Source organism: Umezawaea beigongshangensis (assembly GCF_016464305.1).
GTDB classification, from domain to species: Bacteria; Actinomycetota; Actinomycetes; order Mycobacteriales; family Pseudonocardiaceae; genus Umezawaea_A; species Umezawaea_A beigongshangensis.
Map to the genome: position 1 here is coordinate 846,921 of NZ_JAEIOJ010000001.1, position 12,861 is coordinate 859,781.

12 protein-coding genes are annotated in these 12,861 nt (G+C 72.4%); 5 read left to right on the forward strand and 7 right to left on the reverse strand.

Annotated features, from left to right (window positions below):
- Nucleotides 1-89: 89 nt before the first annotated feature.
- From aroA to IMZ35_RS03945, 3 genes are all read left to right on the forward strand, one after another.
- Complete coding sequence (gene aroA, locus IMZ35_RS03935) at nucleotides 90-1,355, forward strand: 3-phosphoshikimate 1-carboxyvinyltransferase (RefSeq protein WP_199439435.1); 1,266 nt, start codon at nucleotides 90-92, stop codon at nucleotides 1,353-1,355.
- Between the two features lies 1 nt (nucleotide 1,356).
- Nucleotides 1,357-2,370 (forward strand): ribosome small subunit-dependent GTPase A, encoded by a 1,014-nt coding sequence (rsgA, locus tag IMZ35_RS03940; protein WP_199439436.1) that lies wholly within the window; start codon nucleotides 1,357-1,359, stop codon nucleotides 2,368-2,370.
- Between the two features lie 160 nt (nucleotides 2,371-2,530).
- Nucleotides 2,531-2,917: a VOC family protein gene (locus IMZ35_RS03945; protein WP_199439437.1), complete on the forward strand. Its 387-nt coding sequence runs from the start codon at nucleotides 2,531-2,533 to the stop codon at nucleotides 2,915-2,917.
- A 10-nt stretch (nucleotides 2,918-2,927) separates the two neighbouring features.
- Here the strand turns inward: IMZ35_RS03945 and IMZ35_RS03950 are convergent, their stop codons facing one another.
- The 3 genes from IMZ35_RS03950 to IMZ35_RS03960 form a co-directional block, all read right to left on the reverse strand.
- Entirely contained in the window at nucleotides 2,928-3,419 is a 492-nt protein-coding gene (locus IMZ35_RS03950) for a DUF6912 family protein (protein ID WP_199439438.1), read from the reverse strand.
- Nucleotides 3,416-4,804, reverse strand: a complete 1,389-nt coding sequence (locus tag IMZ35_RS03955) for a WS/DGAT/MGAT family O-acyltransferase (RefSeq protein ID WP_199439439.1) — start codon at nucleotides 4,802-4,804, stop codon at nucleotides 3,416-3,418. Before IMZ35_RS03955 ends, IMZ35_RS03950 begins: the two co-directional genes overlap by 4 nt.
- Before the next feature lie 109 nt (nucleotides 4,805-4,913).
- Nucleotides 4,914-5,585, reverse strand: coding sequence for a phosphotransferase (locus IMZ35_RS03960; protein ID WP_199439440.1), 672 nt, complete (start codon nucleotides 5,583-5,585; stop codon nucleotides 4,914-4,916).
- Between the two features lie 74 nt (nucleotides 5,586-5,659).
- Here IMZ35_RS03960 and IMZ35_RS03965 point away from each other — a divergent pair, with 74 nt between their 5' ends.
- Nucleotides 5,660-6,415, forward strand: a complete 756-nt coding sequence (locus tag IMZ35_RS03965) for a TrmH family RNA methyltransferase (RefSeq protein ID WP_199439441.1) — start codon at nucleotides 5,660-5,662, stop codon at nucleotides 6,413-6,415.
- A gap of 1 nt (nucleotide 6,416) precedes the next feature.
- On the opposite strand, the gene IMZ35_RS03970 is transcribed toward IMZ35_RS03965, so the two are convergent.
- Nucleotides 6,417-6,827, reverse strand: a complete 411-nt coding sequence (locus IMZ35_RS03970) for an HAD-IA family hydrolase (protein WP_199439442.1) — start codon at nucleotides 6,825-6,827, stop codon at nucleotides 6,417-6,419.
- A gap of 73 nt (nucleotides 6,828-6,900) precedes the next feature.
- Between IMZ35_RS03970 and IMZ35_RS03975 the strand changes: the two genes are divergently transcribed.
- Entirely contained in the window at nucleotides 6,901-7,332 is a 432-nt protein-coding gene (locus IMZ35_RS03975; protein WP_199439443.1) for an Rv3235 family protein, read from the forward strand.
- A 116-nt stretch (nucleotides 7,333-7,448) separates the two neighbouring features.
- On the opposite strand, the gene secA is transcribed toward IMZ35_RS03975, so the two are convergent.
- The 3 genes from secA to IMZ35_RS03990 form a co-directional block, all read right to left on the reverse strand.
- The gene (gene secA, locus IMZ35_RS03980) at nucleotides 7,449-10,406 is read right to left on the reverse strand and encodes a preprotein translocase subunit SecA (protein ID WP_199439444.1); all 2,958 of its coding nucleotides are present in this window, start codon (nucleotides 10,404-10,406) and stop codon (nucleotides 7,449-7,451) included.
- Nucleotides 10,407-10,646: 240 nt separating this feature from the next.
- Nucleotides 10,647-11,321: a ribosome hibernation-promoting factor, HPF/YfiA family gene (gene hpf / locus IMZ35_RS03985; protein WP_199439445.1), complete on the reverse strand. Its 675-nt coding sequence runs from the start codon at nucleotides 11,319-11,321 to the stop codon at nucleotides 10,647-10,649.
- A gap of 752 nt (nucleotides 11,322-12,073) precedes the next feature.
- Nucleotides 12,074-12,823, reverse strand: coding sequence for a ComF family protein (locus IMZ35_RS03990; protein ID WP_307867730.1), 750 nt, complete (start codon nucleotides 12,821-12,823; stop codon nucleotides 12,074-12,076).
- Between the last annotated feature and the right edge of the window lie 38 nt (nucleotides 12,824-12,861).

The window sequence follows — 12,861 nt, forward strand, 5'->3', positions numbered from 1 at the left end:
ATCACCTCCGAGCTGGTTCTCCAGGTCATCGTCACACGTCGGCACGGGCGGTGCGAGCCCGTGTCGGCGAGGTGCGGGATCATCGACGCATGAGCGAGCAGTGGCCTGCGCCCGTGTCGACCGGTCCCGTCCACGCGACGGTACCCGTGCCCGGATCGAAGTCGATCACCAACCGCGCCCTGGTGCTGGCCGCGCTGGCCGACGGGCGGTCCGTGCTGCACGCGCCGCTGCGCAGCCGCGACACCCTGCTGATGGCACGGGCGCTGCGCTCGCTGGGCGCGGACGTCGTGGACGGCGACGACGGCTCGTGGCTGGTGCGGCCGAGCGCGCTGCGCGGCCCGGCCCGGATCGACTGCGGTCTGGCCGGGACGGTGATGCGGTTCCTGCCGCCCGCCGCGGCACTCGCGACGGGCGAGATCGAGTTCGACGGCGACCCGCACGCGCGGCTGCGTCCGATGAGCACCGTCCTGAACGCCCTGCGCGCGCTCGGCGCGGACGTCACCGGTGACGCGCTGCCGTTCGTCGTGCGCGGCAACGGCGGGCTGCGCGGCGGGGAGGTCGTCGTCGACGCCTCCGGCTCGTCGCAGTTCGTCTCCGGGCTGCTGCTGTCCGGCGCGCACTTCGAGGACGGCGTGACCGTGCTGCACGACGGGAAGCCCGTGCCGTCGCTGCCGCACATCGACATGACCGTCGAGGTGCTGCGCTCCGCCGGGGTCGTCGTGGACGACTCCGAGCCGAACCGCTGGCGGGTGGAGCCCGGTCCGATCCGCGGCCGCGAGTGGTACGTCGAGCCGGACCTGTCCAACGCGACGGTGTTCCTCGCGGCCGCCGCGGTGACCGGTGGCGAGGTGGTCGTGCCCGGCTGGCCGGAGCGGACCACGCAGGCCGGTGACGCGGTGCGCGACGTGCTGTCCCGGATGGGCTGCGGGGTCGAGCTGACTGCGGAGGGCCTGCGCGTGCGCGGCCCGGAGGAGCTGTCCGGGCTGGACGTGGACCTGCACGACGAGAGCGAGCTGACGCCGACCGTCGCCGCACTGGCCGCACTGGCCGCCGGGCCGACGCGCATCCGCGGCGTCGCGCACATCCGCGGGCACGAGACGGACCGGATCGCCGCCCTCGTCACGGAGATCAACCGGCTGGGCGGCGCGGCGACGGAGACCGAGGACGGCCTGGTCGTCGAACCGAGGCCGATGCACGGCGGGGTCTGGCGCTCCTACGCCGATCACCGCATGGCGACGGCGGGGGCGATCGTGGGTCTGGTCGTGCCGGAGGTCGAGGTGGACGACATCGGAAGCACCGCCAAGACGATGCCGGACTTCCCGGCCATGTGGACGCGCATGCTCGGGGCGAGGTGACGTGAGCAAGCGGGACTGGCGCAAGCTGGACGAGTCCGACGTGCGGGTGCGCCCCGGCAAGGGCACCCGGCCGCGCAGCAAGCGGCGACCCGAGCACGCCGACGCCGAGGTGGCCATGGTCGTGGGGGTGGACCGCGGCCGGTGGCGGTGCGCGATGGGCGGCGACCCGAACCGCGTCGTGACGGCCATGCGCGCCAGGGAGCTGGGGCGCACACCGATCGTCGTGGGCGACCAGGTCGGCCTGGTGGGCGACACCTCCGAGCAGCCGGACGCGCTGGCGCGGATCGTCCGGGTCGGCGACCGGGCGAGCGTGCTGCGCCGCACGGCCGACGACACCGACCCGTTCGAGCGGGTCGTGGTCGCCAACGCGCAGCAGCTGATCATCGTCACGGCGCTGGCCGAGCCGGAGCCGCGCACCGGCTTCATCGACCGCTGCCTGGTCGCCGCCTACGCGGGCGGCCTGGTTCCGGTGCTCTGCCTGACCAAGTCGGACCTCGCCAGCCCGGACGAGCTGCTCGCCGCGTACGCCGAGCTGGACCTGCCGGTCGTGGTGACGCGCTCCGACGAGGACCCCGAGGCGCTGCGCGAGCGGATGGCGGGACGGCTGTCGGCGCTGATCGGCCACTCCGGAGTCGGCAAGTCGACACTGGTGAACAAGCTCGTGCCCCACGCCAACCGCGCGGTCGGCGTCGTCAGCGGCGTCGGCAAGGGGCGGCACACGTCCACCCAGACCGTCGCGCTGCCGCTGCCCGAGGGCGGCTGGGCCGTCGACACCCCCGGCATCCGCTCCTTCGGCCTCGCCCACATCACCCCGGACGACATCGTCGCCGCGTTCCCGGACATGAAGGAGGCCGTCGAGGAGTGCCCGCCGGGCTGCGGCCACCTGGGCGCACCCGAGGACCCCGACTGCGTGCTCGACGACCTCGTGTCCTCCGGCGCGGCCACCACCGGGCGGCTGGAGTCCCTGCGACGCCTGCTGTCCTCGCGCAGCGGCCTGGAGGAGCACTCCGACTGACCTACCGCACCCGCACCCGCACCGCGAGTTGAGCGTTCGGGCATCCCGAGTTGAGCGTCCGGGCACGCCGAGTTGAGCGTCCGGGCGTCCAGGTTCTGACTCCCGTCGGCGGGTGCGGGAGTTCGACCACGCCCCGGAAGCGGTAGTAGGGTCCGGCCCCATGGCGCAGGTGACCGGCATCGGCGGTGTCTTCCTCCGCTCCAGGGACCCCGCCAGGCTCGCCGGGTGGTACCGGGACAACCTCGGTGTTCCCATGAACGACCACGGGACCGTGACGTTCCACTGGGACGAGCACTCCACGGTCGACAACCCCGGCACCACCACGCTCGCGCTGTTCGCCGACAACACCGAGTACTTCGGCGAGCCCGGTCAGCGCACGATGATCAACTTCAGGGTCGACGACCTGCACGTGCTGCTGGCGAAGCTCAGGGCCCGCAACGTCGAGGTGCTCCCGCAGACCGAGGACTCCGAGTTCGGCCGGTTCGGCTGGTGCGTCGACCCCGAGGGCAACCGCGTCGAGCTGTGGGAACCGGCCGACGGCATGTGACCGCCCGGCGCTACATCAGCTCCAGCAGGAACGGCAGCTCCTGCGCCGCGTACCAGGCCAGCTCGTGGTCCTCGGCGCTGCCGATGACGAACTCCGCGTCCGGGTCGCCCAGGTCGGCGGCGTCCACCACGTCCACCGCCTCGCGCACGGCGGACTCGGCGTCGGCCGTGTCCAGGTGCACCGCGGCCACCTGCTTGATCGTGATCGGGCCCGGCACCTTCACCACCGCGAAGTCCAGGTCCGGCCGCAGCTTCACCTCGTCCACGTCGGCCGAGATCACGGCACGGCGCGGCGGCGCCTTCTCGTCGGCCCCGATCAGCCGCAGCGACGCGCGCGACGCCTCGATCATCGCCGCGTACTCCAGCTCCTCGGCGTCCCCCGCGGCGTACGACTCGCGCAGCGCGGGCGTCAGCGCGAACGCCGTGCCCCCCACGGGGCGCAGCTCGCCGGTGTCGTTGAGCTCGCCCAGCATGGCCACGGTCGCCGGAACGTAGATCCTCACTCCGACACCGTCCCCATCAGTTCTTCCACCGATTCCTCCACCATCGCCGCGAGGACGTCCACATCGGACATCGCGTCGCGGTCGGCGTTGAGCCCGAAGTACACGCCGCCGTCGTAGGACGTCACACCGATCGACAGCGCCTGGTTCTTGGCCAGCGGTACCACGGGAAAGATCTCCGTCATCTTCGCGCCCGCCGCGTACAGCGGGATCTGCGGTCCCGGCACGTTCGTCACGACCACGTTGAACAACCGCCGCGAGAACGAACTGGCCGCGCGAGCGCCCAGCGCGTGCAGCGTCGGCGGGGCGAAGCCCGACACCCTCAGCAGCGCGTCGGCGGCCACGGACTGCCCCGACTCCTGGTGCGCGCGCATCGCGTGGCCCACGTGCTGCAACCGCACCACCGGGTTCGGCTCGCCCACCGGCAGGTCGACCAGGTGGGCGGACACCCGGTTGCCGGTCGAGGAGCCGTCGCCGCGGACCGACAGGGGAGCCATCGCCCGCATCGTCGTCTGCGCGGTCACCACCTCCCCGCGCGACAGGAGCCAGTTCCGCAGGGCGCCGGAGAGCGCCGCCAGGACCACGTCGTTGACGGTACCCCCGTGCACGCGCCTGATGGCGCGGAAGTCGTCCAGCCTGGTCCTGGCCACCGCGAACCGCCGCTGCGGCGAGATCCGCACGTTCAGGGGACTGCCCGGCGCGGGAGTCGCGGCCGTGCGGACCGCCGCCAGCAGACCGCCGAACGCGCCCGCGACCTTCTGCACCGTGGCCATCGTGTCCAGCGCCGCCGAACGCACGTTCTCCACCAGTTCGCCGGGCCGCTGCACGACCTCGGCCACCGCCTCGGCGACCAGTTGCAGCCCGCTCGGCTGCGGCTGCGGCATCCACAGGTTGTCCAGCCGCTCCGCGGGCGTCGGCGACACGTCCAGCATCACCTGGCCGATCTCGATCGCGCCGACGCCGTCGACCACCGCCTGGTGCGTCTTGGTGATCACCGCCGTGCGGTTCCGCGCCAGCCCCTCGACCAGGTAGATCTCCCACAGCGGCCGCGAGTGGTCGAGCGGACGCGACATCAGCCGCGCCGTCAGCTCGTGCAGCTGCTCGTCCGTGCCCGGCCTGGGCAGCGCGGAGCGGCGCACGTGGTAGGTGACGTCGAAGTCCGGGTCGTCCACCCACACCGGGCGGGCCAGCCTGCCCGGCACGTTCACGACCTTCTGCCGGTAGCGCGGCACCAGCGACAGCCGCTGCTCGATCAGCTCGACCAGCCGGTCGTAGTCGAAGCCCGTCCGCGGCCGTCGGAACACCGCCACCCCGCCGACGTGCATCGGGGTCGTGGAGTCCTCCAGGTACAGGAACGAGGCGTCCAGCGCTGACAGGCGGTCGGGCATGGGGTTGATAGTAGGTCCGCGCCGAACTGCCGCGCCGTCGGTGCGACGATTCGGCCCCGTCCCGCACCGGACGCGCGAGTCGCCCGTTCGAGCACCGCGAGCGGGACGTTCAGGACGTGTAGCGGCTCACCAGGGTCAGCACCGCCTCCCGCTCCTCCTCCGTCCTCGCGTGGCGGGACAGGCGGATCTCGGCGGCCTCGGCCACCGCCTCCCGCACCGAGTGGTCCGCCTCCCGCAGGAACGACCCCACCAGGCGCCAGCGCGCGGCGCTGCGGACCGGGCGCAGCCGGGACACGGCCATCGCCAGCCAGCTCAGCGCCACGTCCACGCGCCGGTCACCGCGCACCGCGAACGCCCAGTCGATCACCACCGGGCCGTCCGGACCCATCACGACGTTGCCGGGGTGCAGGTCCAGGTGCAGCAGCCCGTCGCCCGCCGCGCCCGGCAGGAAGTCCGGCACCGGAACCTCGTCGAGCCAGCGGTGCACCCGCGCCAGCTCGCGCCCCAGCGCGGCGGCCCGCCAGGGACGGGCGTCCAGCTCCTCGGACATCCGCGGGCCGGGCACGTACTCCATGACCAGTTCGGGGCCGTCGACCTCGGCCACCCGCGGCACGGGCACCCGGTGGTGGCGCAGGTAGCTCATCAGCCGCGCCTCCTTCTCCAGGCTCCGGCCCGCTCGATCACGCTTGACCAGCAGCCCGTCGGGCCGGAGGAAGACGTCGGCCTCCTGTCCCGCGGCCAGCAGCTCACGGCGCGCAACGCTGCGCTCACCCGAGGTCATGTGACGATCATCATGATTGACAGCAGAAGCGCAAGCCCCCATTCGGGCTGATCGTGTCGTGGGACGCTTGCACCGTGGACATCTCGCCCAAGGACAAGTTCGTGACCGTCTACGGCCGCAAGCCGGTGCTCGAAGCGCTCGACGACCCCCGGCTCGACGTGGACAAGGTCCTGCTCGCGGAGGGTGCGCGCGGAGCGGCGGCACGGGAGATCCTCGACGCGGCTGCGCGGCGCGGCGTGCGGGTGCAGCGGGCCTCGGCGCAGCGCGTGAAGGTGCTCGCCGGCAACGGCCGACACGACCAGGGCGTGCTCGCCGACGTCGTGGCGCCGGGAATGCTGCCGCTGAACGCCGCCCTGACCGGCCCGACACCGCCGCGCGGGGTGCTGCTGCTCGACGGCATCACGACACCGGCCAACGTCGGCATGATCCTGCGGACGGCCACCGCCGCCGGGATGGAGGGCATCATCGTGCCCCGCAAGGGCGTCGCGTCGATCGACCCGCTCGTGGTCAAGGCGTCGGCCGGTGTCGCCTTCCGGGCGCCCGTGCTGCGCTGCCACACCGCCGGTGAGGCGGCGGCCGAGCTGCGCGCCGCCGGGTACCCGCTGTTCGCGCTCGACGCGAGCGCCCGGCAGTCGATCTACACGGCCGACCTGCCGGAGCGGGCCGCGTTCGTGCTCGGCAGCGAGACCGGGGGCATCACCGATCCGGTGCGCGAGCACGTCAGCGACTGGCTGTCGATCCCCATGTCGGCGGGCGTGGAGTCGCTCAACGTCGCCAGCGCCGCCGCCGTCCTGTGCTTCGAGGTGGTCCGGCGGCGCACGACCGGGTGAACTAGCCCGTCAGCGGGATCTCCAGCAGGGCCTCCAGCTCCCCGAGGGTGTCGCGGACCGACGTGTGGTGCACTCCGACCATGCCGCACGCGGCCGCGCCCCGGACGTTGATCGCCAGGTCGTCGACGAAGACGCACTCCCCCGGCTCCAGGCCGAGCTTCTCCGCGGTGAGCAGGTAGATCCGCTCGTCCGGCTTGCCGAAGCCCGTCTCCCCCGAGGTGACGACGACGTCGAACAGGTCGTCCCACTCCGTCGGCGGAGTCCACAGCCCGTCGGCGTTGGACAGCAGGGCCGTGCGCAGTCCGTGCCGCCTCGCCTCCCGCAGCACGCCGACGAGAGGCGGCTCGGACACCGCCTCGTCACCGTGATCGGTGAGCACACCGCCGAAGTCGACCACCAGCCCTCGAAGCACAGCAGCAACCTACGGCAGTCACCTGATCAGGTGGTCCGTGTCCGGATTCAGCACGCCGGTCCCTCGTTCTTCCATGCCATCCGAACTCGTCCGGCTGCGGCCGCTCGCCCACTACGAGCCGCCGACGGGCACCGTGCCCCGGCAGGTGCCGTCCGGTGTCCGCGAGCCCGTCCGGACCGGTCTTCCGGCCGACGACCCGCTGCCGCGGCCGGACGTCGACCCCGCGCGGCTGGTGGCGGTGGTGCTGGAGGCGCTCGACGGCCGCAGACCGGTGGCCCAGCTCCGCGGACTGCTCAGCGACGACGTCCTGCTGTGGGTGCGGGCGCGGGCGCGGCGGAGCGACGTGCCGTCGCGGCTGCGCACGGTGCGCGTCGGCAGGCCGGGACCGGACGCCGTGGAGCTGTGCGGCACCGCGAGCTGCGGGGACCGCGTGCGGGCGCTGGTGGCCCGGCTGGAGCGCCGGGACGACCGCTGGCGGTGCACGGTGTTCGCGTTGCTGCCGTGAGCCGGGGTCGGCCCCGGACGCGGCCGGGCCCGCCGCACGTGGTGCGGCGGGCCCGGTTGCTCAACTCGCGGTGGCTGAACGCTCAACTCGTAGTGCCTGAACGCTCAACTCGTGGGTCAGCGGCGGGGCTGCTTCTTCTGCTGGGCCCGCTGCTGGGCGCGGCGCTCCTTGCGGGTGCCGCTCTGGTCGTCGGTGGCCTCCGCGCGGGTCTCCTGGCCGCCGTCCTCGGCCGGGCCGCTGTAGGTCAGGCGGGACCTGCCCTGCTCGCCGAGGCCCTTGCCGCGCAGCGCGGGCGGGATCGCCGCGCCCGACGCGAGCTGCGCCAGCGCCGGACCCGCCGGTGCCGCGGGCTTCTGCTGACCGGCCTGGGCCGCCTGCGCCGCGGCACGTGCCCGCGCCCGGCTGCCCGCACCCGCCGCGGCAGCGGGTTGCTGCTGCTGGGGCTGCTGCTGACGCTGGGGCTGCGGCTGCTGCGGACCGCGACCGCCGAGCGCCTGGGGCGCGACGGGCCGCTGGGCCACGCCGTTGCCACCGGTGGTCGTGACCGACACGGGCACGTCCGGCTGCTGCGCCTCCGGCTGAGCCGCCTCGACCTGGACGTTGAACAGGAAGCCGACCGTCTCCTCCCGGAGCGCGTCGAGCATCGCGTTGAACATCTCGAAGCCCTCGCGCTGGTACTCGATCAGCGGGTCGCGCTGGGCCATCGCGCGCAGGCCGATGCCCTCCTTGAGGTAGTCCATCTCGTAGAGGTGCTCGCGCCACTTGCGGTCCAGCACGGACAGCAGCACGCGGCGCTCCAGCTCGCGCATCGCGCCCGGCCCCACGCGCGAGTCGATGTCCGCCTCGCGGGCCTCGTAGGCGTTGCGCGCGTCCTCCAGGAGCATCTCCTTGAGCGACTCGCGGGACAGGTCCTCGTCGCCGTCGACGAGCTCCTTCCAGTCCAGCGACACCGGGTAGAGGGTCTTGAGCGCGGTCCAGAGCTGCTCGAAGTCCCAGTCCTCGGCGTAGCCGTCGGCGGTCGCGCCGTCGACGTAGGCGCCCACGACGCTGGTGAGCATGTGCTCGACCTGCTCGCGCAGGTCCTCACCCGCGAGCACGCGGTGGCGCTCCAGGTAGATGACCTTGCGCTGCTCGTTCATGACCTCGTCGTACTTGAGGACGTTCTTGCGGATCTCGAAGTTCTGCTGCTCGACCTGCGTCTGCGCGCTGCGGATGGCGCGGGTGACCATCTTGTGCTCGATCGGCACGTCGTCCGGCACCTTGAGCCGCGTCATGACCGACTCGACCATCGTCGCGTTGAACCGTCGCATCAGCTCGTCCTTGAGCGACAGGTAGAACCGCGTCTGGCCGGGGTCGCCCTGACGGCCGGAACGGCCGCGCAGCTGGTTGTCGATGCGGCGGGACTCGTGCCGCTCGGTGCCCAGCACGTAGAGGCCGCCGGCCTCGCGGACCGCCTCGGCCTCGCCCTTGACCGCCGCGCTGACCTCCTGGATCTTGCTCGTCCACGCGGCCTCGTACTCCTCCGGCGTCTCCACCGGGTCGAGGCCCTGCTCGCGCAGCTCGTGGTCGGCGATGATGTCGGGGTTGCCGCCCAGCACGATGTCGGTACCGCGACCGGCCATGTTCGTCGCGACGGTGACCGCGCCCGCGCGGCCCGCCTTCGCGATGATCAGCGCCTCGCGGTCGTGGTGCTTGGCGTTCAGCACCTCGTGCGGGATGCCCTTGCGCACCAGCAGCTTCGACAGGTACTCGGAGCGCTCGACCGACGTCGTGCCGATCAGGACCGGCTGGCCGTTCTCGTGGCGCTCGGCGATGTCCTCGGCGACCGCCTCGAACTTGGCCTCCTCGGTCTTGTAGACCAGGTCGGCCTCGTCCTTGCGCTGCGCCGGGCGGTTCGTCGGGATGGGCACCACGCCCAGCTTGTAGGTCTGGTGGAACTCGGCCGCCTCGGTCTCGGCGGTACCGGTCATGCCGCCGAGCTTCTCGTAGAGCCGGAAGTAGTTCTGGAGGGTGATCGTGGCGAGGGTCTGGTTCTCCGCCTTGATCTCCACACCCTCCTTGGCCTCGATGGCCTGGTGCATGCCCTCGTTGTAGCGACGCCCGGCCAGCACGCGACCGGTGAACTCGTCGACGATCATCACCTCACCGTTGCGGACGATGTAGTCCTTGTCCTTGGTGAAGAGCTCCTTGGCCTTCAGGGCGTTGTTGAGGTAGCCCACGAGCGGCGTGTTGGCCGCCTCGTACAGGTTGTCGATGCCGAGCTGGTCCTCGATGAAGGCGACACCGGACTCCGAGACGCCGACGGTGCGCTTGCGCTCGTCGACCTCGTAGTGGACGTCCTTCTTCAGCAGCGGCGACATGCGCGCGAACTCGAGGTACCAGCGCGAGGACTGGTCGGCCGGGCCGGAGATGATCAGCGGCGTGCGGGCCTCGTCGATCAGGATGGAGTCGACCTCGTCGACGATCGCGAAGAAGTGGCCGCGCTGGACGCACTCCTCCAGGCTCCAGGCCATGTTGTCGCGCAGGTAGTCGAAGCCGAACTCGTTGTTCGTGCCGTAGGTGATGTCGGCGTTGTAGGCCTTGCGGCGCTGGTCCGGCGTCATCTCCGACAGGATCGCGCCGACCTCCAGCCCCAGGAAGCGGTGGATGCGGCCCATCCACTCCGAGTCGCGCTTGGCCAGGTAGTCGTTGGTCGTGACGATGTGGACGCCCTTGCCCGCGATGGCGTTGAGGTACGCGGGCAGGGTCGACGTCAGGGTCTTGCCCTCACCGGTGCGCATCTCGGAGATCTGCCCGAGGTGCAGGGCGGCACCACCCATCAGCTGCACGTCGAAGGGCCGCTGGCCCAGCGTGCGCTTCGCGCCCTCGCGCGCGACGGCGAACGCCTCCGGCAGCAGCTCGTCGAGGCTCTCGCCGTCGGCGTGCCGCTTGCGGAACTCGTCCGTCTTCGCGCGGAGTTCCGCGTCCGACAGGTCGACCACCTCGTCTTCGAGGTCGTTGATGTGCGCTGCGATGTTGCGCAGGCGCTTGAGCATCTTGCCCTCGCCAGCGCGGAGCAGTCGGGACAGCACCATCCGGGTCGACCTCATCACCTAATAGCGGAGCGTCCCCTGCGGGACGCCTTACAACCGGCCCGGAACCTCGTCGGCTCCGGGCCCGCTCCGTCATCGTAGAGAAATGACGGAACTGTGTGTACGGACACAGGCACTAACGCGTGACCGGTGTTCGCAGTTCCCCCCACCGGGTGCGGCACGCGCGCGCGACCCCCGCACGGGTCAGGTGCGGGGGCCGTGGGAGCGCACTCGGGCGACGGGTCAGGCGAGCCTGATCACGCCGTAGTCGAATCCCTTCCGGCGGTACACGACGCTGGGACGTCCGGAGTCCGCGTCTGCGAAGAGGTAGAAGTCGTGGCCGACCAGCTCCATCTCGTAGAGGGCCTGGTCGACGGTCATGGGCTTGGCCGTGTGCTCCTTGTCACGGACGATGCGGCCGGGGAGATCGTCCTCGACCTCCCAGCGCTGTTCCGGCAGGTCTCCGGAGCCGCGGGAGTCCGCTTCCTCCAGTCCGACCGCCTCCAGCACCGCGACCCGCTGGCCTCCGGCCGAACCGTTCGACGCCGACGTGTCGACGACGTCCGCGAGGCCGCTGGTCGCCTCGGCGACCGACGCCGGGGCACGGCGTCCGTGGTGCACGCGCCGCCGGTCGTGCGACCGGCGGAGTCTGCTCTCCAACTTGGCGACCGCCACGTCGAGCGCGGCGTAGAAGTCTCCTGCGCAGGCTTCGGATCGGACCACGGGTCCACGTCCGACGCCGGTGATCTCGACCTTCTGGCAGCTCTTGGACTGCCTGGGGTTCGGTTCGTGGAAGAGCTCCACGTCGAACCGCACGATCTTGCGGTCGTACCGCTCGAGCCTGGCCAGCTTCTCGGCGACGTGAACCCTGTAGTGCTCGGGCACTTCGACGTTGCGGCCCTTGACGACGATGTCCATACACGACCTCCCTCGCGTTGCTGCGAGCTGTGGCTTGGATCGCTGGTGCACCGGAAGCGCGATCTCGCTGTCGCGGTCTGTCGCCGAGGATCGTTCCTCAGCGATCTTCCGGCGCCAGAGGCATGGGCTGTTCGCCTCCTCCCCGCGGACCGGGAACGCTGGTAGCGGTGCACGTTAGCTCGGTATTCGTCCCGGCGACAGCCCCCGAGCCGGGGGATCTGGGGAAAATTCCGACGGCTACGGAGAGCGATCGAAGGACGTGCGTGGCCGAGCACGGAACGTGATTCCCGGTCCCGCACCCGCAGAGCGCCTCACCCGGAGGGTTCAGCGCCGCGGGTCCGTCCGCACGCAACCGAGCTGCGCCGATCGGCCTCCGATCACGCGTCATGCCCGACCAACGGGTGGGGCGTCCGCGTGGTTCCCGGCCCCGTCGGTCCAGCACGACCCGGACGCGAGGAGGGTGCCCGCTCTCGGCCGAGTCGAACTTCTGCCGGCCGAACTCGTCCGTCTCGTCGGCCGCGCGCGGGTCCGGTCGAGAACACCCGCCCCAGCTCACTCCCCCGGGACGTCGACCGCGGTGCCGTACCGGACGAAGGTGCCGAACACCGGGTCGAGGACCACGATTTCACCCCTTCGTGACTCGGCCCCCGCGAAACCGGGACGAGCCCACCAGGAGAAGACCGACCAGACCGACGGCCGCAGCCGGGCCGAAGCCCACCAGCCGGACGCACAACGCGGGCCAACGACTCGCTTCAGCCCTCCCGCCGTGGAGGACGAGGCCGCGCCCGAGCCCGGCCCCGCGCCTGCGGGTGATCACTTGCCGAGAGGGGTGACGGGCCGCCGCGCACGGGGGAACCGGCCGCCGTGAGGGTGAGAACGCCGTCGACCCGCAGGCCGGCGGCGCGCAGCGCCCGCGCGCACTCCCCCGCGGTCGCCCCGGTGGTGACGACGTCGTCGAGCAGCACGACGGGCGTGCCGGGCGGTGGCAGGCGCTCGCCGCGCACCAGGACGCGCCCGGCCAGGTTCTCCCGGCGCGCGGTGGCGTCCAGGCCCACGGAGTCGGCGACGCCGGGCGCGAGCCGCAGCGCGGGCACGACGACGGCGCGGGCGGGCCCCAGCGCCCGCGCGGCGTGCCGGGCGAGCCGCAGCACGTGCTCCCCGCCCCGCCTGCGGGCCGCGGCACGGCGCGAGGGGACCGGGACGAGCCACCACCGGCCGTCCGGCGCGGGGTCGGCCACGAGCGGCAGGGCGCGGCCCAGCGCGGCGCCCAGCGGCGGCCCGAGGTCGCGGCGGCCCCGCTCCTTGAACGCGATCACCAGATCGCGCGCGACGCCGCGGTGCGCGCTCAGCGCGTGCACCGCCGCGTCCGCGGACGCTCTCCCCGCGGCCACCGGCAGGCCGAACACGGCCAGGCAGCGGTCGCACACCGCCGCTCCGGCGGTGCCGCACGCCGCGCAGCGCGCGGGGAGGAGCAGATCGGTCAGCGCACCCAGGACACCCACGGGACCACCGTGCCGGTGACCACCGACAGAACCGGGGT